This window comes from Allosphingosinicella sp., from assembly GCF_059502505.1.
In genome coordinates this window covers 246013-268009 of the sequence record NZ_JCACEU010000019.1, presented here as the reverse complement: position 1 = coordinate 268009, position 21997 = coordinate 246013, and the positions used below count along the sequence as shown (strand labels likewise).

General features: G+C 67.9%; 20 protein-coding genes. 6 read left to right on the top strand and 14 right to left on the bottom strand.

What is annotated here, in order from left to right; all coding sequences use genetic code 11:
* The first annotated feature begins 7 nt into the window (after nucleotides 1-7).
* Nucleotides 8-499, top strand: a complete 492-nt coding sequence (locus tag AC5JBD_RS13735; protein ID WP_495722380.1) for a GNAT family N-acetyltransferase — start codon at nucleotides 8-10, stop codon at nucleotides 497-499.
* Nucleotides 500-608: 109 nt separating this feature from the next.
* On the top strand, nucleotides 609-1229 hold the full coding sequence (locus tag AC5JBD_RS13730; protein ID WP_495722379.1) for a hypothetical protein: 621 nt from the start codon (nucleotides 609-611) through the stop codon (nucleotides 1227-1229).
* Nucleotides 1230-1274: 45 nt separating this feature from the next.
* Here the strand turns inward: AC5JBD_RS13730 and AC5JBD_RS13725 are convergent, their stop codons facing one another.
* Nucleotides 1275-1595 (bottom strand): hypothetical protein, encoded by a 321-nt coding sequence (locus AC5JBD_RS13725; RefSeq protein ID WP_495722378.1) that lies wholly within the window; start codon nucleotides 1593-1595, stop codon nucleotides 1275-1277.
* A gap of 103 nt (nucleotides 1596-1698) precedes the next feature.
* On the bottom strand, nucleotides 1699-2253 hold the full coding sequence (locus AC5JBD_RS13720; RefSeq protein WP_495722377.1) for a GNAT family N-acetyltransferase: 555 nt from the start codon (nucleotides 2251-2253) through the stop codon (nucleotides 1699-1701).
* 55 nt (nucleotides 2254-2308) lie between these two features.
* Here AC5JBD_RS13720 and AC5JBD_RS13715 point away from each other — a divergent pair, with 55 nt between their 5' ends.
* The gene (locus AC5JBD_RS13715; protein WP_495722376.1) at nucleotides 2309-2740 is read left to right on the top strand and encodes an MAPEG family protein; all 432 of its coding nucleotides are present in this window, start codon (nucleotides 2309-2311) and stop codon (nucleotides 2738-2740) included.
* On the opposite strand, the gene AC5JBD_RS13710 is transcribed toward AC5JBD_RS13715, so the two are convergent.
* From AC5JBD_RS13710 to AC5JBD_RS13675, 8 genes are read right to left on the bottom strand one after another with little or no spacing between them, the layout of a single operon-like run.
* Complete coding sequence (locus AC5JBD_RS13710) at nucleotides 2737-3033, bottom strand: hypothetical protein (protein WP_495722375.1); 297 nt, start codon at nucleotides 3031-3033, stop codon at nucleotides 2737-2739. The two genes, AC5JBD_RS13715 and AC5JBD_RS13710, sit on opposite strands and share 4 nt — an antisense overlap.
* Nucleotides 3034-3089: 56 nt before the next feature.
* Nucleotides 3090-4277, bottom strand: a complete 1188-nt coding sequence (locus AC5JBD_RS13705; protein WP_495722752.1) for a class I SAM-dependent RNA methyltransferase — start codon at nucleotides 4275-4277, stop codon at nucleotides 3090-3092.
* Entirely contained in the window at nucleotides 4273-5652 is a 1380-nt protein-coding gene (locus AC5JBD_RS13700) for an NAD(P)H-hydrate dehydratase (RefSeq protein WP_495722374.1), read from the bottom strand. Before AC5JBD_RS13700 ends, AC5JBD_RS13705 begins: the two co-directional genes overlap by 5 nt.
* Complete coding sequence (locus AC5JBD_RS13695; protein ID WP_495722373.1) at nucleotides 5649-6017, bottom strand: hypothetical protein; 369 nt, start codon at nucleotides 6015-6017, stop codon at nucleotides 5649-5651. The genes AC5JBD_RS13700 and AC5JBD_RS13695 overlap by 4 nt, the downstream gene beginning before the upstream one ends.
* Nucleotides 6018-6056: 39 nt before the next feature.
* Nucleotides 6057-6797, bottom strand: coding sequence for an enoyl-CoA hydratase/isomerase family protein (locus AC5JBD_RS13690; protein ID WP_495722372.1), 741 nt, complete (start codon nucleotides 6795-6797; stop codon nucleotides 6057-6059).
* A gap of 57 nt (nucleotides 6798-6854) precedes the next feature.
* On the bottom strand, nucleotides 6855-7667 hold the full coding sequence (locus AC5JBD_RS13685; protein ID WP_495722371.1) for a 4-(cytidine 5'-diphospho)-2-C-methyl-D-erythritol kinase: 813 nt from the start codon (nucleotides 7665-7667) through the stop codon (nucleotides 6855-6857).
* Nucleotides 7667-9298: a tetratricopeptide repeat protein gene (locus AC5JBD_RS13680; RefSeq protein ID WP_495722370.1), complete on the bottom strand. Its 1632-nt coding sequence runs from the start codon at nucleotides 9296-9298 to the stop codon at nucleotides 7667-7669. The genes AC5JBD_RS13685 and AC5JBD_RS13680 overlap by 1 nt, the downstream gene beginning before the upstream one ends.
* Nucleotides 9299-9317: 19 nt before the next feature.
* Entirely contained in the window at nucleotides 9318-10964 is a 1647-nt protein-coding gene (locus AC5JBD_RS13675; protein WP_495722369.1) for an electron transfer flavoprotein-ubiquinone oxidoreductase, read from the bottom strand.
* 111 nt (nucleotides 10965-11075) lie between these two features.
* On the opposite strand from AC5JBD_RS13675, the gene AC5JBD_RS13670 reads away from it, so the two are divergent.
* The 3 genes from AC5JBD_RS13670 to AC5JBD_RS13660 are packed head-to-tail and all read left to right on the top strand — an operon-like array spanning nucleotide 11076 to nucleotide 14687.
* Nucleotides 11076-11795, top strand: coding sequence for a uracil-DNA glycosylase (locus AC5JBD_RS13670; protein WP_495722368.1), 720 nt, complete (start codon nucleotides 11076-11078; stop codon nucleotides 11793-11795).
* Entirely contained in the window at nucleotides 11792-13561 is a 1770-nt protein-coding gene (locus AC5JBD_RS13665) for a lytic transglycosylase domain-containing protein (protein ID WP_495722367.1), read from the top strand. Before AC5JBD_RS13670 ends, AC5JBD_RS13665 begins: the two co-directional genes overlap by 4 nt.
* Before the next feature lie 49 nt (nucleotides 13562-13610).
* Nucleotides 13611-14687, top strand: coding sequence for a PA0069 family radical SAM protein (locus AC5JBD_RS13660; protein ID WP_495722366.1), 1077 nt, complete (start codon nucleotides 13611-13613; stop codon nucleotides 14685-14687).
* Between the two features lie 89 nt (nucleotides 14688-14776).
* On the opposite strand, the gene AC5JBD_RS13655 is transcribed toward AC5JBD_RS13660, so the two are convergent.
* The 4 genes from AC5JBD_RS13655 to AC5JBD_RS13640 form a co-directional block, all read right to left on the bottom strand.
* Entirely contained in the window at nucleotides 14777-15505 is a 729-nt protein-coding gene (locus tag AC5JBD_RS13655; protein WP_495722365.1) for a PEPxxWA-CTERM sorting domain-containing protein, read from the bottom strand.
* Nucleotides 15506-15761: 256 nt separating this feature from the next.
* On the bottom strand, nucleotides 15762-17360 hold the full coding sequence (locus tag AC5JBD_RS13650) for a long-chain fatty acid--CoA ligase (RefSeq protein WP_495722364.1): 1599 nt from the start codon (nucleotides 17358-17360) through the stop codon (nucleotides 15762-15764).
* Between the two features lie 35 nt (nucleotides 17361-17395).
* The gene (dnaE, locus tag AC5JBD_RS13645; protein WP_495722363.1) at nucleotides 17396-20869 is read right to left on the bottom strand and encodes a DNA polymerase III subunit alpha; all 3474 of its coding nucleotides are present in this window, start codon (nucleotides 20867-20869) and stop codon (nucleotides 17396-17398) included.
* Between the two features lie 71 nt (nucleotides 20870-20940).
* Nucleotides 20941-21984, bottom strand: coding sequence for a lysozyme inhibitor LprI family protein (locus AC5JBD_RS13640; RefSeq protein WP_495722362.1), 1044 nt, complete (start codon nucleotides 21982-21984; stop codon nucleotides 20941-20943).
* Nucleotides 21985-21997: the final 13 nt, after the last annotated feature.

Sequence of the window (21997 nt, the reverse complement as noted above, 5' to 3'; positions counted from 1 at the left end):
TGGGGGCATGATGGAGATCAGGCGGGCAACCGAAGCCGACAAGGACGGCATCTGGGACGTCATTGAGCCGGCGATCCGCGCCGGCGAGACTTACGCCCTGCCTCGCGACTGGAGCCGCGAGGAAGCGCTGGCTTACTGGTGCGCGCCGGACCGCGAAGCATTCGTCGCGGAGGAGGACGGTCGCGTCCTCGGCACCTACTTCGTCCGCGCCAACCAGCCTGGACCGGGGAGCCACATCGCCAATGCCGGCTATATGACGCACCCGGATGCCGTCGGCCGCGGGGTCGCGTCGGCCATGGCCCGCGCCTCGCTCGACTGGGCGCGCGAGGGTGGCTTCCGCGCGATGCAGTTCAATTATGTCGTCAGCACCAACGCGCGGGCAGTGCGCCTCTGGCAGCATCTCGGTTTCGACATCGTCGGGACCCTGCCCGGCGCCTTCCACCATCCGGCGGTCGGCTATGTCGACGTCTACGTGATGTATCAGGCGCTCCGGCGCTAGGCTTGCAGCTGAAGCTCCTGTCGCATCGACTCGACGCTGATTCTCAACCACTTTCGTTTCGGCCAACAAACGCGCATCATGCACGCAGAATCGAAGCGGGAGATTGCCCATGGCCAAGCTTTATCTTGCGGCGCTGCTCGCGGCCGCCGCTGTATCGGTCCAAGCCCAGCCGGCTCCGGAGGCAGTGCCGATCGAAAGCGTCGACTCCGCCCACACCAGAAAGGTCTTCCGGGACCTTTCGGTCTGCCTTGCCAAGGCGCGGCCGCGCTGGGCGCGCGAGACGCTGTCGCACCCCTATCTCAGCGAAGCGCAATCGCGCGCTGCCTCCGAAGCGCTCGGGGGCAGGGACAATTGCGTGCCGGGGACCGAAGGCGAGTTCACTTTCCGGCCGGCCGGCATGGTCGGCAATCTGGCCGAGCATTTCGTCCGCACCGACATCGAGCGAGCGGATTTCGCGCGCCTCAAGACGGTGCTGTCGACCCTGGCGCCGCTTAACGTCTCCGAGGATTTCGCCCTGTGCCTGGCGGCGCGCGATCCGGCCGCGGCTCGCGACCTCGCGCTGAGCGACCTGGGCAGCCCTGCCGAGATGGCGGCGGCCAACCGGATCGCGACCCACGTCAATGCCTGCACCAACGAGGGCGAGAAGCTGAAGATCGATCTGCAGGGTTTGCGAGCGCTGGTCTCCGTCGCGCTTTACCGCGGACTTTCCACCGTTCAGGCAAGATCCTGACAAAAAGTGGCGCTGCCGCTTCTGCCGGCGGCGCCATCTGGTCGATTATCGAGGGGCGCTCGCCCCCGCCTGGCCCCCCTCAGGCCGCGCGCCGGGACCGGTTTGCTGCTGCAGGGCGCTGTCCTGAGCGTCGAGTGCCGCCTTGTCCCAGTCCGCCTGCGTCCGGCAGGAGCGGGTGCTGAGGCGCGACCCGCTGATGATGAGGTTCCGGCAAACCTTCTTGCCGGCGTCCTTCGCGGCAGACTTGCGCTCCCCGGCGCCGTCCGCGGATCCGCCGGTCTGCCCCGCAAGCGCGGTCGTCGCCGACAGAGCGGCGAAACTCATCCCCAAGGCGACCGACGCTTTCACAAAAGGCTTCGCACCCATGTTCATCCCCTTATGCCGGGCGCCGACTCGGCAGCCCTAATCGAAGAGCCATAAGAGCATATTTCGCAATCGCTTAGAAGGCCGCGGAGAAGGACGCCGGCGGCTATGGCCTCCTCCCTCGCGCCCGCCACTCCTGTCTGGTCTGGCCCCAGATATCGACCTCGTAGCTGTCGAAGGGCGGCGGAAGCTTGCCGCGGCCGCGGTTCCCGGAGCCGAGGCGTTCGGCAAGTGCCTGCGAGGGCGTGTTCGCCGGATCAATGCAGTGGATGACCTCGGTCCAGCCAAGCGTGTCGAAAGCCCAGTCGACCGATGCCACCGCCGCCTCATAGGCGTAGCCGCGGCCCCAGGCGGATTTGAGGATGCCCCAGCCGACTTCGGTGCCGGGCCATTCCTCCGGCTGCCACGGGCCGGTGCGGCCGATCCAGCGGCCGCTTTCACGCTCGATCATCGAGAACATGCCGAAGCCCTTGAGCGACCAGGAGCCGGCCATGGTAGCAAGGCCGCGCCAGGCGGCGGCGCGGGCGACGGGACCGCCGATATATTGGGAGCTTTGGGCGTCGCCCATCAGTTCGGCCCAGCCTTCGAAATCCTCGGCCAAAGGCGGCCGCAGGATCAGGCGCTCCGTCTCGATCACCGGCCCCAGCATCTTCCTCTCCATTGAAACGGTACCGCAACTGGAGCACCTTCCCTGCATCTCAAGGGGGAGTCCAGCCATGCACAGTCCGATCCTCGCGCCCGTGGTGGCGCTCGTCGCCTGGACCTTGCTGATGATGCTGTGGATGTACGCGACGCGGCTGCCGGCGATCGGGCGGTCGGGCATCGACCTTGCCACCTGGCGCGGTGGCACGGGCGGTCAGCTCGAGCAGATGCTTGACGCGCGTGTCCAGTGGAAGGCGCACAATTACAATCATCTGACCGAGCAGCCGACGCTATTTTACGCGATCTGCCTCACCCTTGCGCTGATGGACTTCGGCGGCGGTATGAACCTCGTCCTCGCCTGGGCCTATGTCGCGCTGCGGGTGGTGCACAGCATCGTGCAGGCGACCTGGAATTTGGTGCGGGTGCGGTTCGCGATCTTCTCGCTCGCCTCCCTGGTGCTGGTCGCGCTCACCCTTCACGCGGGGCTGGCGCTGCTGCACCGCTAGCGGCGGCGCCCCGGCTGAGCCATGGCGCCGTAGCCCTGGCGGACGATCACCGGCTGCTGGCAGCCCTCGACCTGGCGGACGACGGCGAGCTGCAGGTCGCCCGGCGGGAGGTCGCCGAGGCGGTTGAACCTTCCCTGCTCGCCGAGCGTCGCATGACGGACATCATTGGCCATGCAGTCGAGGCGCGACCCGGCGAACTTGTTGGGGTTATGCGCGGCTGCGGCGGCGGGCGGCTGAGCGAAGCTCGAGCCGGCCGGGAGTGCGAGCGCGGCGGCAAGGATGACGAGACGCATGCGGATCTCCCTGTTTACGCCCTGCTTATAGCAGATTTCGCAGCCGATTCGAACCCTCAGCGCGTGAAGGCAGCGGCAAGCTCGACATGGGTGGACCAGCGGAACTGCCCCACCGGCTTCACCCAGTGGAGCCGATAGCCGCCTTCGATCAGGGTCTTCGCATCGCGCGCGAAGGTGCTGGGATTACAGGAAACGTAGGCGAGAAACGGCACCGCTGCTTTGGCGAGCGAGGCGACCTGCTCGCGGGCTCCGGCGCGAGGTGGGTCGAGGATCACGGCCTCGAACCGGTTCAGCTCCTTCACGTCCAGCGGCCGGCGGAAGAGATCGCGATGATCGACGAACACCTGCCGCTGCGCCCGGTTCGCGGCCGCCTTGAGCGCGAGCGCCGCATCGCGGGAAGCTTCCGCGGCAAGGATGCGCCCCTCCAGCGCCAGCGCGAAGGTGCCGAGGCCGGCGAACAGGTCGGCGACGATCCGCGCCGGCCCGAGCGCATCACGCACCGCCGCCACGAGCGCCGCCTCGCCCTCCGCCGTGGCTTGCAGGAAGGCCCCGTGCGGGAGCGGCACCGGGACGGCGCCCAATGTCACGGTGACCGGCTCCGGCTCCCAGCGTGTCTGTGGGCCATAGCCGTCGTCGATCGCCAGCCGTGCGAGGCCGTGACTCTGCGCGAACGCCGCCAGCGCCTCCGTCGCGTCGAGATCGTTCGCCTCGACCTTGTCGAGCAGCACGTCGACACCTTGATCGGTGAGCGTCATCCGCACCTCCCCGCCTGCGCGCGGGCCGAGGAGGCTTCGAAGCAATCGCCGCAGCGGATCCACCAGCGCGAACAGCTCCGGCCGCAGGATATGGCATTCGCGCATGTCGATGATGCGATGCGAAGCCTCGGCATTGAAGCCGAGCAGGATCTGGTTTCCCCGCCGCTCCGCCCGCAGAGCGGCGCGCCGGCGGCTGTTCGGCGGCGAGATGTGCGGCGGGAGGATGTCCGCCGACAGATCCTGCGCTGCCAGCGCTGAGGCAATGCGGTCCTGCAGGAAGCGGCCGAATGCCTCGTCGTCGAGATGCTGAAGCTGGCAGCCTCCGCATTCCGGGAAGTGGCGGCATGGCGGCACCTGCCGGTGCGGTCCAGCGATCAGTGCCCCGTCCGCCGCGACTGTGTCGCCAGGCGCGGCCAACGCCACGTGGCGGCCGCTCGCCGTGACCCCGTCGCCTCGGGCCGCAATGCGGACGATCTGCTCAGACTCAATCACAGCATTCGGCCAGAGCGGCAGGGAGACATTCGACAAGATCGTCGGCGACGAGGCCGGCACCGAGCCGGGCAGCGGCGCGGCCGTGCAGCCAGACGCCGGCGCAAGCCGCCTCGTACGCGCCGAGGCCGCGTGCTCGCATCGCGGCGATGATCCCGGTGAGCACGTCGCCCGTTCCGGCGCTTGCCAGCCAGTGCGACGAGGCGGCGGCAATCGCGGCCCGACCGTCCGGCGCTGCCACGATTGTGTCGGCACCCTTGTAGACGATGACGGCCCTTGCCCGCCGCGCGGCTTCGCGGGCCTGCTCGACCTTGCTTCCGTCGAGCGCTCCGAACAGGCGGCTGAACTCGCCCGCATGGGGCGTCAGGACAGGTTCTTCAGCAAGTTCGAGCGCGACCTTGTGGTCCGCCATGAGCACCAGCGCGTCCGCATCGAGCACGAGCTTGCTGCCTGAGGCCAAGGCCTGTTCCAGGAGGGCGGCGGCCGAAGCGTCGCGGCCGAGGCCGGGGCCGATCGCCAGCGCGCCGATCCGCTCGTCCCGTAGCGGAAACTCGTCGGAGCCTTGCACCACCGCTGCCGGCACGTTCGCAAGCGGCCGGTTACCGACCAAGCGAACATAGCCCGCCCCCGCTCGCGCGGCAGCGGCGACCGTGAGGGCGCTTGCGCCGGGAATGATGCCGGCAAGGACGGCGACATAGCCGCGGCTATATTTGTGATCGTCGGGGCCGGGGGCGGCAAGGCGTGGCCGGCTGATGCCGCGAAGGTCGCTCTCGGCCGCTATGCCGATGTCGGCGACCGCGATTCGGCCCATGTGGCGCGCGGCCGGCTGGAGCAGGTGCGCGGGCTTGAGCGTCGCGAAGGTGATGGTGAGGTCATAATCCGGGACCGGCGAGAGGATCGCGCCGTCATCGGTGGCGACGCCGCTCGGCAGGTCGACGGCCACCCGCACCGCCGCCGCTTCGGCGAGCCTGCCTAGCTGGTCGGAAATTGCCCGATCAAGCGGCCGGGCGAGGCCGGTGCCGAACAGCGCGTCGACCATCATCGGGGCGGGCTCCGCCTCCTGGAGCGCCTCTACCGGCCCCTTCCAAAGCCCCCTCGCCCATTGCGCGGCTGCCGAAGCCGGCTCGGCAAGCGCCGCGACGCGGACGTCGACGCCGTGCTCGCGAAGACCGCGCGCGATCACATAGCCGTCGCCGCCATTGTTGCCGGGACCGCACAGGACCAAAGTCGGAAGCGGGCCGGCGAAGCGCCGGGCAGCCTCGGCAGCCGCCATGCCCGCGCGCTCCATCAAGGTCTCGACAGGCGTGCCGGCGGCGATCGCTCTCGCCTCCGCCGCACGCATTTCGGCGGCGGTGAGGATGACGTCGCCGCTCACGGCGCGGAGGGCGGGCGCGCCCCCACGGTGGCAGGCAATCGATAGCGATCCTCGCCGATCGTGACCTCGATGCGATTGTCGGCGATGACCTGGACCTCGGCCGCAGCCGCTCCGTCGGCAGTGATCACCCCCCGGCCGTCGTCGGCGATCGTCAGGCGGCGAAAGCCTCCGTCGGGATGGCGGATGGTGAGGCTGCCATCCTCCCCGCGCTCGACGATGCAAGCCCGCTCGAAAGCCGCCGCGCCCGCCAGCGCGCAGTCGATGCCATTGTCCGAGCTCTTGGCCCGCGCCACCCGCTCCTCGACCGATTCAGCGTCGGAACAGCCGGCGAGCAGGAGGAGGGCGAAGGCCACGGCGCGTCTCATGCGCTCGTTCTGGTCAAACGACCGGGGTCAGGCAAGTGTCTAGCGGCGACGGCTCCTGTGCGCCACAAGACGGGTGGCGAGGGCATCGGAGCCGAGCAGGTCGTCGAAGCGGCGGTCCTGAGCGTCGTCATGCGCCACCGCTTGCGCCGCGAGAGCAATGCCGCGCTTCAGCGTCGCCAAGCTGGCGGCATCGTTGGAGGCAATGGCCGCGGCGGCCGCCAGAACCTCTGCGTCCAGGCCGTCCGGCAGGAAGCGTTCGACGAGGCCGATCCGCGCCGCTTCGGCGCCGTCGATGCTCTGCGCGCCGAGCAGCAGCCGCGCCGCCTGACCCGCGCCGACCAGGGAGACGAGGCGGTGCACGTCCTCCTGCGGGTACGAGATGCCGAGCTTGGCCGGCGTAATCGCGAACTGCGCGCCGGGCCCGGCGAAGCGGATGTCGCAGGCCATCGCGACTGCGACGCCGGCGCCGTAACAGGCACCCTCCACCACCGCGATGCTCGGAATGCCGGCGCTGAGCCGATCGAGGCCCGATCGGATCGCGCGGCGAAAGGCACTGCGGGTCTCGGCATCCTCGGCAAAGATATCGAAATCCGAAACATCCGCGCCCGAACAGAAGGCGCCAGGAACGCCCGAAACGATCAGGACGGAGGCGCCGCGGTCCTGCGCCTCCTGCGCAAGGTCGCCAAGCTGAGCCCAGCCGGCCAACGGAATGGCGTTGCGCCGCTCCGGGCGCGACAGGCGGAGACGGGCGATCGCGCCCTCGATCGACAACTCAAACATTGGCTTCCCTTGCCCAGCGGCGCCATGCTTGTCGTCCCAAAAAGCGGCAGAGTTCGCTCACCTGAGGCGGCTGGCGAGGAGCCACCAGTCAGGCCGTTCGGCAGCGATGGCGGATCGAGCAGCGTCGCGCGCGGCTTCGTCGGCGAACAGCGCGAAGCAGGTGGCGCCGGAGCCTGACATCCGCACCAGCGACGCACCCGGCGCTCCGGTCAGGCGGGCGAGGACCGCGTCGATGGCGGGAGCGAGCGTGAGCGCCGGCGGTTCGAGATCGTTGCGCGAATCCGTCAGCGAGCCGAGCGGCCCTCGATCGACCCCATCCCAGGTGCGGAAGACGGCAGCGGTCGAAACCGGAACACCCGGATTGGCAAGCAGGATCGGTGTGCCGCAGACGTCGGTGCCGGGCTCGTTGAGGAGATCGCCCCTTCCTTCACCTCGCGCGGTGCGGCTGCCGACGCAGGCGGGCACGTCGGCGCCGAGCGGGGTGGCGATCTCGAGCAACTCGGCCTCGGCCGCCTCCAGACCCCACCACCGGTTCAGCAGCCGCAGCGCCGCCGCCGCGTCGGCGGATCCGCCGCCGATTCCCGAGGCAACGGGCAGGTTCTTTTCGAGCGTCAGGCGAGCTCCGCGCGAGCCGCCGTAGCGCTCCTGGAGCGCCGTTGCGGCCCGCAGGACGAGATTGTCCTGCTCCCCGGTAAGCGCATCGGCGAAAGGACCGGTGACCGAGAGGCTGAGCCCCTCCCCCTCGCCGACGCTCAGCCGGTCGCCATGTTCGCAGAAGGCGAACAAGGTCTCGATGCAATGATAGCCGTCCGGCTCCCGGCCGCGGACGTGGAGCGCCAGGTTGACCTTCGCATAGGCAATCTCCTCCATCAGGGGGAGGCGAGATCCGGCGTCAGGCCCGTTTCGATCTTCGCGCGGAGACGCTTGGCGGCATCCTCTTCGGCTTCGAGCAGCGCCGCTTTCCAGGCATAGCGCGCCTCGTAGCGGCGGCCGGCGGTGTAATAAGCGTCGCCGAGATGTTCGTTGATCGCCGGATCGGCCGGCTGGCCGGCGACCGCGGTCTCGAGCAGCTCGATCGCTTTGGGCAGGTTGCCGCGAATGTAGTGCGTCCAGCCGAGCGAGTCGGTGATCGCTGCGTCGTTCGGCTGCAGCCGGCTCGCCTCCTGGATCAGCCGTTCCGCCTCGGCCAGATTCTCGCGCCGCTCCAGCTGGGCATAGCCAAGATAATTGAGGACGAGCGGCTGGTTCGGCGCCAGCTTATAGGCCTCCTCCAGCGCCGCCTTGGCCTCGGGCCATTTGTCCGCCTGATCGAGCGCGCTGCCGCGCAGCAGCCACAGCGCCCAGACCGGCTGCGTCGCCGAGTCCGGACGGGCGGTCCGGATCGCCTCGCCGTAAGCGCGGGCGGAATCCTCGAAGCGCTGGAGTTCGCCATAGAGTTCGCCGAGCCGGATCCAGTCGGCGGAAGTCGAGGATTCCGCCTTCACCGTGGACTCCGCCTCCGCCAGCGCCGTCTGCTTGTCCTCGCTGGCGAGGAGGGCGCGAATGCGGGCATCGCTCGCCCCGGCTGCGAACGGATCCTCGGGAGCGACATTGGCGATCGCCGCGAGGGCAGCCTTATGCTGGTTCTGGGCGGCGAGCAGCTCGCCGGTGACCAGCCACGTCTCGCTATTCTCCGGCGCGAGGAAGCTCGCGAGACGCGCGTGGATCAAGGCCAGCTCATTGGCGTCCTGGCGCTGCAGATCGACCGCGACCCGGACCAGGAACTCGGCGATACCGCCGCGAGCGCCGGCAATTTCACCGGGGATCGGCTGCTTCCGCTCGACTAGGCCGCGGGCGACGAGGATCGGCTCGGCATCTCCTTCGAGCAGCTGGAGCGCGCGGGTGCGGTCGCCCTTGCGCGCGAGCAGGGCGGCCCCGGCGATGCGCAGACGGTTGGCGCGGCCGCTCGCCGCCTCCGTCCCCTTAAGCAAGGCGTCGACGCCTTCCTGTTTCTTGCCGATGGCGAGCAGGATCAGCGGGCGATGCTCGGCGGCATAGCTGGCGGCGAGCGGGTTCGTCCCCGCCGAGGCGAGCATTTCGAGCGGATCCCCGCGCGTCTCGACAGCGAGCCAGGCGCGCAGCACCGGCCCCATGAATGCGAAGACCTCGTCCCTGGAGATCGCATCGACCTGAACGGCGGCGGCCTTCCACTTCTTGTTGCGAACGGCCTCGGTCAGGAGGAGCAGACGCGCATCCGGCGCGAGCAGATCGGAACGCTCGAGAACTCGCGCTGAACTAAGCGCCAGCGCCCGGTCGCCCGAGGCGATCGCCTGACTGAGCGTGCGGGCGGCGAGGACCGCATTTTCGGGGGAAAAGCTGAGCGCCGCCGCATAATCCCGGGCGGCATCCCGCGAGGCGCCGAAGCTGTCGGCAGCGCGGGCGCGGGCATAGGCGCTGAGCTCCGCCAGATCGTCGACATTCGCCGAAGCGGGCGCGAGCGGGAACAGCAGCGCGCCTGCCAACAGCCAAGACCTAACGCTCTTACATATTTGGGTAATTTGGACCTCCACCGCCTTCCGGCACGACCCAGTTGATGTTCTGCGTCGGGTCCTTGATGTCACAAGTCTTGCAGTGGACGCAATTCTGCGCGTTGATCTGGAGGCGCGTCCTGCCGCCTTCCTCGACGAATTCGTAGACGCCTGCGGGACAGTATCTTTGCTCCGGCCCGGCATAATCGGCGAGGTTCACCTCGACCGGAATCGACGGGTCCTTCAGCGTCAGGTGGACAGGCTGGTCCTCCTCGTGATTTGTGTTCGACAGGAATACCGAGGAGAGGCGGTCGAAGCTGATCACCCCGTCCGGCTTCGGGTAGACGATGGGCTTCACCATGTCGCGCCGGTAGAGAGTCTCGTTGTCCGGATGGTGCCGCAGGGTGAAGGGCAGCCCGATCTTCAGCGTGCGCATCCACATGTCGATGCCGGCGAGGAGAGTACCGGCGGTGCCGCCGAACTTCGCCACCATCGGCTCGACATTGCGCACAGTCTTGAGCTCGTCCGCGACCCAGCTGGAATGGAGCGCATCCTCATAGGATTGCAGCGCGTCGGCCTCGCGCCCGGCTCCGATCGCCTCGAATGCGGCTTCGGCGGCGAGCATGCCGGACTTCATCGCCGTGTGGCTGCCCTTGATGCGCGGCACGTTCACGAAGCCGGCCGAGCACCCGATCAGGGCGCCGCCTGGGAAAGCGAGCTTCGGGATGGCCTGGTAGCCGCCCTCGTTGATCGCGCGGGCGCCGTAGGAGATGCGACGCCCCCCCTCCAGGATCGCGCGCACCTCAGGATGCTGCTTGAAGCGCTGAAATTCCTCGAACGGCGACAGGTACGGGTTGCGATAGTTCAGGGCGACGACGAAGCCGATCGCGACCTGGTTGTTCGCCTGATGGTAGATGAAGCCGCCGCCCCAGGCATCGTCCAGTGGCCAACCCTGGCTGTGAATGACGCGGCCCGGCACATGCTTGTCCGGATCGATGTCCCACAATTCCTTCAGGCCGATGCCATAGACTTGCGGCTCGCTGTTCGCATCCAGATTGAAGATGCGCTTCACTTCCTTGGTGAGGTGGCCGCGCGCGCCTTCGGCGAAGAAGGTGTATTTGCCGTGGAGCTCCATGCCGGGCTGGTAGTCCGGCTTGTGGGTGCCGTCGCGGGCCACGCCCATGTCGCCGGTGGCAACGCCCTTCACCGATCCGTCGTCGTGGAACAGGACTTCGGCCGCGGCGAAGCCGGGGAAGATCTCGACCCCGAGCGCTTCCGCCTGCCCCGCCAGCCAGCGGCAGACATTGCCGAGCGAGGCGGTGTAGGTGCCCTTGTTGCTCATGAAGGGCGGCATGATCGCGTGCGGGAAATCGTATTTCTTCGTCGCGGTCAGCACCCAATGGTGGTTCTCGACCACCGGCACGGTCAGCGGGCTGTCAAGCTCGCGCCAGTTGGGCAGCAATTCGTCGATCGCCCGCGGATCGATCACCGCGCCGGACAATATGTGCGCCCCGACCTCGGAGCCCTTTTCGAGAATGCAGACCGAAAGCTCGCGGCCGGCCTCTTCGGCGAGCTGCTTCAGGCGGATACCCGCGGCGAGACCCGCTGGCCCCGCGCCGACGATCACCACGTCGTAGGGCATCGATTCCCGTTCGGCCATTCATGCTCTCCGTTTCGGCGCCGTCCCTTGGTCGCAAACGACCAACGACTGGCAGATAAGCGGGTGCCTTGCGGTTGACCAGCCCGGCAGAAGCTGACTCAATGCCGGCGGATGGAGCGGGCAGGCGATCCAATTTCCCCGATTGTGGCGAGCGCGCTGCAATGGTGGGCCGATGCGGGCGTCGACGTGATGATCGACGAAGCTCCGCGCGACTGGCTGCGCCCGAAGAGCAAGCCCGCCCCTGCCGCTGCTCCCGTAAAGCCGCCTTCCGAGGCGCTGCCGGATCAACTCGAGCTGTTCCAGGCTTGGCTGCGCGATCACCAAGAGCTTCCTTATGCGTCTCCGGGCGCCCGCCGCATCTGCCCCTCCGGCGACCCCGCCTCCGGCCTGATGATGCTCACCGACATGCCAGCTGCCGAGGATTGCAGCGCGGGGACATTGCTGTCCGGTGCCGCCGGGCAGCTGTTCGACCGGATGCTTGCCGCGATCGGGCGCGACCGCAGCTCGATCTACCTCGCTTCCCTCTCCTGCCTGCGCTCGCCGGACGGGCGCTTCTCCGGGGAAGCCGCCGGCCAATGCGCGGCGCTGGCGCGCCATCATATCGGCCTCGCCGCGCCGAAAGCGCTGCTCCTGTTCGGCGACGCGCCGTCGAAGGCATTGCTGGGCATGGCGATGTCGCAGGCGCGCGGGCGCTGGCACGAGGTGGCAACCCATGCCGGGCCGATTAGGACGATCGTAACCCTGCCGCCCGATTTTCTGCTCAAGCAGCCCTCGGCCAAGGCGCATGCTTGGGCCGACCTCCAATTGTTGATGCAAGGACTGCAAGGATGACCAAGCTTTCCACCCTACTGCTCGGCGCAGCCTTCATACTGCCGGCAGCGCCGGCTCTGGCCGCAGACGCGTCTGCGACGCCCGGCCAGGTCGCCCGCGCCGCCGCCGAACCGAGCATCCTGAGCCCGTCCGAGCGGAGCAACTATCGCGAGTTTTTCGCGGCCCTGAAGGCCTCCAACTGGGCGTCGGCAGCCGCGCGTCTCGACGCAATGGGGAATGGGCCGCTCCACCCGACGGCGCGTGCGGAGCTCTACCTTGCCAAGGGATCGCCCACGGTCACATTGGACCAGCTGATGCCGCTGCTGGCGCAGGCGCCGGAACTGCCGCAGGCGGCGCAGCTCGGCCGGCTGGCCGAACGCCGCGGCGCGACCGAGCTGCCCCTGATCCCGAGCCCGGCGGACCTGGTCTGGGCCGGCAGCCAGCCGCGGCGGGAACGCGCGAGGCGGGTCAGCGGCGATCCGCTCGCCACGGAGCTGGAGACCATCATCCAGCCTCTCATCGTCGATAATCGCGCTACCGAGGCCGAGGCGATCCTCACCCAATGGCAGGACCGGCTGATCCCCGAGTCCCGCACCGAATATGAGCAGCGCGTCGCCTGGTCCTATTACATCGTCGGCGACGATGCGGCGGCGCGGCGGCTGGCGGAGCGGGCGCGGGTCGGCATGGGCGAATGGGCGATCCAGGGCGCTTGGGTGTCCGGCCTCGCGGCATGGCGGATGCGCGACTGCAACGCCGCCGCAGACGCCTTCGCGCTGGTCGGTTCGCGGTCCGGCGACGTCGAATTGATGGCTGCCGGCAATTACTGGGCGGCGCGCGCGGACATGATGTGCGGACGTCCGGAACGGGTGCAGCAGCGGCTCAGGACGGCGTCGCGGCTGAAGGAAACCTTTTACGGCATGCTCTCGCAGCGGGCACTCGGCATCGCCGCGCGCAACCCGGATGGGCTTCACGATTTCCGTGACGCCGAGTGGCGGCGCATCGCCGAGAAGCCGAACGTAAAGGCCGCGATCGCGCTCGCCGAGCTTGGCGAGGATGCCCTAGCCGAGGACTATATCAAGCATCAGGCGAGGATCGAGCCGCGGGACCATGACGCGCTTCTCCACCTCGCCGACGACCTCAATCTCGCCTCGACCCAGTATTGGCTGGCGCATAACGCGCCGCGCGGCGCGAGCGTCAATTTCGCCGCACGCTATCCGATGCCGGACTGGCAGCCGGCGCGCGGCTGGCGCGTCGACAAGGCGCTCGCTTTCGCCCACGCGCTGCAGGAATCGAGCTTCCGCACCAAGGTGGTGAGCCCGGCCGGAGCCGTCGGCCTGATGCAGGTGCGACCGGGCACCGCGGGCGACATGGCACGCGGCCGGGGTGAGCCGTTCAGCCCGTCGCAGCTGACGGAACCGGCGTCGAACCTCGAGTTCGGCCAGTCCTACCTCGAATATCTGCGCGACTATCACGCCACCGGCGGGCTGCTGCCCAAGGTTATCGCCGCTTATAATGCCGGTCCGGCGCCGGTCGCCGAGTGGAACGCCCGCGCCATGGATAAGGGCGACCCGCTCCTCTACATCGAGTCGATCCCCTATTGGGAGACGCGCGGCTACGTGCCGATCGTGCTTCGCAACTACTGGATCTATGAGCAGAAGGCCGGGAAGGATTCCGGCAGCCGCACGGCGCTCGCGCAGGGCATGTGGCCGCGCTTCCCCGGTTTGCCTGGAGCGTCCGCCGTCCGCCTCGACGAGCGGCAGCGGACGGCGCTGAACGAACCGAAGTAAACCGCCATTCGTTCTTGATCTGTTCTCATACCCGGTGCAATGTCCCGGGATGAGTCGTCCTGATGCAGTCGCAGGCCGCGGTGCGCCCGAGAACCGGACCCCGACGCGCTTCAACCTGCCGGTTCGGGAGGTGGACGGCAACTGGCTGGACGAGCGGGAGACGGTCGACGACGAGCCGCCGCCGCTTAGAACCACGGTGACGATCGAGAAGCCGAAGACGATCATTGCCCGCAACGTGTCGCCCGATGTCGGCTTCGACCGCTCGATCAATCCCTACAGGGGCTGCGAGCATGGCTGCATCTACTGCTTCGCGCGGCCGACCCATGCCTTTCACGATCTCTCACCCGGACTGGATTTCGAATCGAATCTGTTCGCCAAGCCCGATGCGGCAAGGCTGCTGCGCGAAGAGCTCGGCAGGAAGGGCTACAGCCCCAGACCGATAGCGATGGGCACCAACACCGATCCCTATCAGCCGATCGAAGGACGCTGGCGTATCACCCGCTCCTGCGTCGAGATCCTGCTGGAGACGCGCCACCCGCTGACGATCACGACCAAATCGGACCGGGTGCTGCGCGACCTCGACCTGCTGGAGCCGATGGCGCGGCTCGGCATCGTCAGCGTGGCGCTGTCGGTAACGTCGCTGAACCCTGAAATCTCGCGCACGCTGGAACCGCGCGCCCCGGCGGCAAGGAAGCGGCTCGCTGCGGTGAAACGGCTGAGCGAGGCTGGCGTGCCGGTCTGGGTCGCGATCGCCCCGGTGGTGCCGGGCATCACCGATTATGAGCTGGAGCATATCGTCGAGGCTGCGGCCGAGGCCGGTGCGGGCGGCTGTTTCTACCTGCCGGTGCGCCTGCCCCACGAGGTCGCGCCGCTCTTCCGCGCCTGGCTGGACGAGTATTTCCCGGATCGCGCCGGCAAGGTGATGAGCATCATCCAGTCGCTCCGCGGCGGCAAGGATAACGACCCCAATTGGTTCACCCGCATGCAGGGCTTCGGCCCCTGGGCCGACCTGCTGCGCACGCGCTTCGAGAAGGCGGTGAAGCGATACGGCCTCCCCCAGCAGAGGATGCAGCTTCGCACCGACCTGTTCAGGCCGCCGGAGGGTCCGCAGATGCGGCTCTTCTAGGGTCTGTTGGCAGCGACTGGAGACGGACAAAGAAAAGGGGCCGGCGTCATCGACACCGGCCCCTTCCCATTAACTCACGCGCTTTCCAATCAGGCGAGCGCGGCCGTGCCTTCGCTGCGGCGGCGACGGCGGATCTGGCCGGCGACGAGACCGAAGCCGACGATCAGCATGGCCCAGGTGGCCGGCTCCGGAACCGCGGTGCCGACGAGGTCGCTGACCCTGAGGCCGCTGATGACGCCATAGTCGGTGACGCGGAAGGTCAGCTTGTTGACGCCGTTGAGGAAGCCGCCGTCAGCGCCGAAGGCCGAGAAGTTGCGGAAGTAGGACACCGAGCCCGGAACCCCGACCGGCGTCTGCGCCTGCGTCGGCAGTGCAACGTCGTTCAGCAGGATGGTGACGAAATTGTCCGACTGCACCTGGCCCGAGATCATCGCGCTGGCGGCGCTGAGCGAGCCCAGGCTGAAGGTCAGCACATAGTCGTAGGTTTCGAGGCTGGGATAGCTCGTGCTCTTGGTCGCGACGCCAGCCGCATTGGTGAACGGCGAAATCCAGGACGAGCCCGAGCTGCCGATCGCATCGTTGGCGGACCATGACGTGCTGGTGGCGACGGTCGGCGTATTCGGAAGCGCAAGCGAGCCATTGCTGGTCGCCGTGATCACATAATGCTGCTCTGCAGCACCCGGTGCGAGCACCTTGCTCGAATTGTCGACGCCGGTGTCGTATAGCCCCATGATCGACGCCGCGCTGACCGGCGAGGCCATTCCCAAGGCCATCGCTGCGCCGGCCGCAAAGGCGGCCTTCGTCTTGAAACTCAGCATGTTAAAGCTCCCTCACTCCCCGATGCCAACCAACATGAAGCAGCTCGCACGGGAAGGACGAAGCTCGCTCAGTCTGTTGGGTGCTGATCAAAGGAGCGACACGCGCTCCGGTCCCCCGGCACCCCCCAATTGGTTAGCGCCTTATAAACCTTTTTCCAGCGATACAAATAGTTAATGTTCGGGAAGTGTCAGATTGGCACTTCTGTCGACGAAACCGACAATTGTTGCGACGCAGCCAACCTGAGGGCGCTCGGCGTCAAGCCGCGGTGGCGAGCTTGTGATCCTTGTACTGGTCTCTCAGCGCCGTCTTGAGCAACTTGCCGGTCGCGGTGTGGGGCAGGCTTTCGACGAACAAGATCTCGTCGGGCAGCCACCATTTGGCGACGCAGGTGCCGAGATGCTGGCGAATGGCCTCGGCCGTGCACTCTGCGCCGGGCTTCCGCACCACCAGCAGCAGCGGCCGCTCATCCCATTTCGGATGGTAGACGCCGACCGCCGCCGCTTCCGCGACGCCGGGGCAGCCGACGGCGGCATTCTCCAGCTCGATCGAGCTGATCCACTCGCCGCCCGACTTGATGACGTCCTTGGCGCGGTCGGTGATCTGCATCGTGCCGTCGGGGTGGAGTATGGCGACGTCGCCGGTGTCGAACCATCCGTCCGGGGCGGCGGCCGGGCCGCTCTCATCCTGAAAATAGCGTTCGATGATCCAGGGCCCGCGAGCCTGGAGGCGCCCCGAGGCGATGCCGTCGCGCGGCAATACATTGCCCTCGTCGTCGACGATGCGCAGCTCGACGCCGAACGGCACCCGCCCCTGCCGCGCAATATAGTCGAGCTTCTCCTCCTCGCCGAAATCGTCCCACTGAGCCGGGGGCGAGCCGACCGTGCCGATCGGCGACATCTCGGTCATGCCCCAGGCATGGCCGACGCGGATGCCGCGATCCATGAAGAAGCGGATCATCGCGCGCGGCGCGGCCGACCCGCCGATCGTCACGACCCGCAGGTCGCCGAGGTCGGTGTCGGTCGCCTCCACATATTGCATCATCGCCAGCCACACGGTCGGGACCCCGGCGCTATGCGTCACCCGTTCCTCGCGCATCAGGTCGCACATCACGTTGGGCGTGTAGTCGGCTGAGAAGACCAGCTTGGTCCCGGTGATCGGCGCCGCGAACGGCAGGCCCCAGGCGGCGGCGTGGAACATCGGCACGATCGGGAGCGCGACGGCGCGCGCGGACAGGTCGAGGCAGTCTGCGCTCACCTCCGCCATGGCATGGAGTACGGTCGAACGGTGTTCGTAGAGCACGCCCTTGGGATTTCCGGTGGTGCCGCTGGTGTAGCAGAGCATCGCCGGCTCGCGCTCGTCGCCTTCCACCCAGGCATAATCGTCATCCTCGGTCGCGATGAGGTCTTCGAAGCTCGCCCCGTCTGCGGGATCGAAGCAGACATAATGCTCGATCGTCCGCCAATGCGGCTTCATCTTCTCGACGATCGGCGCGAAGGCCCGGTCGTAGAAGAGCACGCGATCCTCGGCGTGATTGGCGATGTAGGCGAGCTGATCCTCGAACAGGCGCGGATTGATGGTGTGGAGGACGCCGCCCATTCCGATCGCGCCGTACCAGGCGACGAGGTGGCGGGCGTGGTTCATTGCCAGCGTGGCGACCCGGTCACCCTTCCCGATGCCGAGCCGTTCCAGCGCCTTGGCCAGCCGCCGCGCGTCGCGGGCGATCCCGATCCAGTTGGTGCGCTCGACATTGCCGGCAGCGTAACGCGACACGATCTCGCGCGGCCCATGCTCCCGCTCCGCATGGTCGAGCAGCCGCATGATCCTGAGCGGCCAGTCCTGCATCCCGCCAAGCATATCCTCTCCTCTTTTGAGGAGCAGTCTATGTCGCGTCAGGAGACCAGCGCAAGCCGGGGCGGCTCGGCAACGGAGAGCCGCACCGACGTCACGCCTTCGATGCGCTCGATCCTCGCTGCCATCTCGGCGTCGAGCAGGAAATCGCGGCCGAGGATGAGCTGCGCCTCGCCCTGCTCCAGCCGGGCGCGAAGGCGGAGCTGCCCATTGCCGCCACGCTCGTCGGCGACAGCTTCGGCGAGCCGGTGAACGACATCGGGCCCCTCCACCTCCACCTCGAGCTGAAGGCGGGTGCGGCGGGAGAGGTTCTCGAACGACTGGATCGAGCGGATGGTGACGCGCGGGGCCTCCTCCCCGGGCCGGCGGTCGAGCTCGACGTTGAGCAGCCCGCAGCCGCCTGCCTTGGCCGCTTCCTCGACCTGAGCGGCGACGGCGTCGTCGAACACGGTGGCGATGAACTGGCCTGAGGCGTCGGAGAGCGTCGCCATCAAATAGCGCCGGCCCTTGGCGGAGGTGCGCCAGCGCGCTTCCTCGACCAGGCCTGCCATCACGCCCGCCGAACGGCCACCGTCGGCCGGCGCGGGGAGAGCGCCAAGCTCGGCGAAGCTCCGCGCGCCGTGCGCCTGCGCCAGGTGCCGGTAATTGTCGACCGGATGCGCGGAGAAATAGAAGCCGAAACTCTCCTTCTCGGCCGCCATCCGCTGGGCCAGAGTCCAGCTCGCGTTGGCGGGCATGCGGATCGGCACGACGTTGGACTCGCCGCCGAACAGGCCGCCCTGCCCGCTCGTCCGCGCATCGGCGGCGCTGGAGGCATGGGCAAGGATCGTCTCGGCCGAGGCATGGACCGCGGCCCGGTTCGGCGCCACCACGTCGAACGCGCCGCCGCCCGCCAGGCTCTCAATCTGGCGGCGGTTGAGCAGGCGCGGATCGACGCGGTCGGCAAAGTCGTCAAGCGACCTGAAGGCTCCGTTGCCGCGCCGCTCTTCGACGAGCTGCTCCATAGCCTTTTCGCCGACGCCCTTCAGCGCGCCGAGCGCGTAGCGGACCCCCCTTCCCTCCTTCACGTCCTCGACGGCGAACTCCGCCTCGCTGGCGTTGATCGAGGGCGGCAGGCAGGCGACGTCCATCCGCCGCATGTCCTCGACGAAGATGGCGAGCTTGTCGGTCTGGGCCATGTCGTAGCACATCGACGCGGCGAAGAACTCGACCGGGTAATGCGCCTTCAGCCAGGCGGTCTGGTACGCGACCAGCGCGTAGGCGGCCGCGTGGCTCTTGTTGAAGCCGTAGCCGGCGAACTTGTCGATCAAGTCGAACAGCTCGTTCGCCTTCGGCTTGGCGATGGCATTGGCGGCGCAGCCGGTGACGAAGCGGTCGCGCTGCGCGTCCATCTCCGCCTTGATCTTCTTGCCCATGGCGCGGCGGAGGAGGTCGGCCTCGCCGAGGCTGTAGCCGGCGAGCACCTGCGCGGCCTGCATCACCTGTTCCTGGTAGACGAAGATGCCGTAGGTCTCCTTCAGCACCTCCTCGAGCATCGGATGCGGATATTCGATCGGTTCGCGGCCGTTCTTGCGCGCGCCGAACATCGGGATGTTGTCCATCGGGCCCGGCCGGTAGAGCGAGACGAGCGCAATGATGTCCTCGAAGCTGGTCGGCTTCACCGCGGCGAGCGTGCGGCGCATGCCCTCCGATTCCAGCTGAAACACGCCGACCGTGTCGCCGCGCTTCAGCAGCTCGTAGACCTTGGGATCGTCCCAGGCGAGGCGGTCGAGATCGACCGAGATGCCGCGTTTGCTGAGCATTTGCACGGCCTTCTGCAGCACCGACAGCGTCTTGAGGCCGAGGAAGTCGAACTTCACGAGGCCGGCGCCCTCGACATATTTCATATCGAACTGGGTGACCGGCATGTCCGAGCGCGGGTCGCGGTAGAGCGGCACAAGCTGGTCGAGCGGCCGGTCCCCGATCACCACGCCGGCGGCGTGCGTCGAGCTGTGCCGCGGCAGGCCTTCGAGCTTCATCGCCAGATCGAAGAGGCGGCGGACGTCCTTGTCGTTCTTATATTCGGCGGCGAGTTCGGAGACGCCGTTCAGCGCGCGGTCGAGCGTCCAGGGATCGGTCGGATGGTTGGGGATGAGCTTGGCGAGACGATCGACCTGGCCGTAACTCATCTGGAGCACGCGCCCTGTGTCTTTCAGCACCGCCCTCGCCTTCAGCTTTCCGAAGGTGATGATCTGCGCGACCTTATCGGTGCCGTAGCGCTGCTGGACGTAGCGGATCACCTCGCCGCGCCGGGTTTCGCAGAAGTCGATGTCGAAGTCCGGCATCGACACGCGCTCGGGATTGAGGAAGCGCTCGAACAGCAGGTTGAGCTTGATCGGATCGAGATCGGTAATGGTCAGCGACCAGGCGACGACGGAACCCGCTCCCGAGCCGCGGCCCGGGCCCACGGGGATATCGTTCTGCTTGGCCCATTTGATGAAATCGGCGACGATGAGGAAATAGCCCGGAAAGCCCATCCGGACGATGACATCGACCTCGAAGTCGAGCCGGTCGAAATAGACCTTCCGCGCCTCCTCACCGAGATCGTTATAGCCGGCGAGCCGCGCTTCGAGCCCCGCGCGCGCGTCGATCCTGAGCTGCTCCGCCTCCCCTTCCAGGTCGCCCGCGACGCTGGGGAGGATGGGCTTCCGCTTCGGCGCGCCGAACGCGCAGCGCCGGGCGATCACCGACGTATTCTCGATCGCCTCGGGCAGGTCCTCGAATAGCCTTCGCATCTCGTCGGGCGGCTTGATCCATGCCTCGGGCGAAGACTTCCTGCGGTCGTCGCGATCGATCTGGCTCGACTGGGCGATGCAGAGCATCGCGTCGTGGGCGCGGTGGAATTGCGCGTCCGCGAAGGAGGCGGGGTTGGTCGCGACCAGCGGCAGGTCGCGCGTATAGGCAAGGTCGATCAGCTCGGCCTCGGCCCGCTGCTCGACCTCCTCACCGCGCCGGCTGAGCTCAATGTAGAGACGGCCGGGGAACAGCCTTTCGAGCCGCGTCAGCAGATCGAGCGCCGGCGCCTTCTGCCCCTCCGCCAGCAGGCGCGCCAGCGCGCCTTCCGCCCCGGCGGTGAGCGCGATCAGACCATCGGTCCGCCCTTCGAGCGCGTCGAAGGGCACATGCGGCTCCTCCTCCAGCGGCCGATCGAGATGGGCAGAGGAGACGAGCGCGCAGAGATTCTGATAACCGGCTTCGTCCTGCGCGTAGAGCGCCAGCCAGTCGATTAGGGCCGGCTTCCCCTCCGGCGTGCCGGGCCTCGCGACGCCGAGCATGGCTCCGACGATCGGCTGCACTCCCTCGCCCTTGCATGCTTCGGTGAAGGCCATTGCCGCGTAGAGGCCGTTGCGGTCGGTGAGCGCGGCGGCGGGGAAGTCGAGCTTCTTGGCCTGCTTGGCGATCGCCTTCGGCTCGATCGCGCCTTCGAGCATCGTGTAGCAGGAGAAGATCCGGAGCGGGACGTAGGGCGCGGCCATAGCCATGTTATGGGCGCTGCGGCCGATCAAGGAAACCGCAGCGCCTTACTTTTCCACAGCTTTCGGCCGCCTCACTCGAGGTCGCGCATGATGTCGCGTATCTCCTCGATCCGGCCGTCATAGGCTTCGGCGACGCAGGCCTCGTTTGGGCAGCGGTCACGATAGGCGAGGAAACGGTCGCGGGTGCGGCGCAGTTCACGCCGCTGGCGTGGATCGGCATTGTCGAGAGCCGAATAGAAAACCGACGACATCGCCCGATCCTTCGCTGCGAGACGCGAGCTCTCGCAGACCATCGTTTCGCTGCGGGAGCGCGCATAGCGGCAGTTGAAACTTGGATTGGACGACGCACGGCGACGCGCCGGCGGCTCCTCACGCTCCTTCGCAGCCTGAGTCTCGCGGGGTGTGGGTCTCGGGGTGGGACGGCTCGTCGCGCGCGGGGAAGGCCGTGGCGTCGGCTCCGCGGTGGCACGCGGGGTCGGCGCCTCCTGAGGCTCCTCAATCTCCTCCTCGTCCTCGGGTCCGCCGATCGCGGGAGGAACGGCCTCTGCCAGCTCGACCTCCTCGCCCAGCGGCACTGGCTGGGGCGGCGCGTTCTGCATGTCGAAGGAGGCGAGACGGTAGATCAGCGGCTCGGCGCCGTTCAGCTGGAAGACCGTGCCGTCTGCCGTTCCGGTCTGAGCCGAATATTCGACGTCCGCGACGAGGCGGCGCTCGCCGTTGAAGGCGCGCTCGGCACCGGGCGGGAGCTCGAGCACGAAGCGCCCGGCGCAGGTGACCACGGCCGAGCTGTCGTCGAAGCTGCGCATTTCGGTATTTTCCATGCGCACGACCGAGCTCGCGGCGAGCCGATCGAGATTGGTGGGATCCGCGTTGCGGACGCGGAAGGCCTCCTCGAACGCGACCTGCTTCAGGCGGGCGGCGGTGGCGCTCGACGCGCACAGCTGCTGGAGCTGGCGCTCGTCGAGAGACGGGCCCGCGGTCTCCCCCGCGTCGGCCGTATCGACCCTGTCCGGGTTGCGGGTGATGCCGCGGTCGCTGTTGGTTGCCAGCCCGAACGCCGCCAGCACGACGACCACCAGGGCCGCCACGGCCAGGAACAATTTGCGTCTATCCATCGCACTCGCCCTC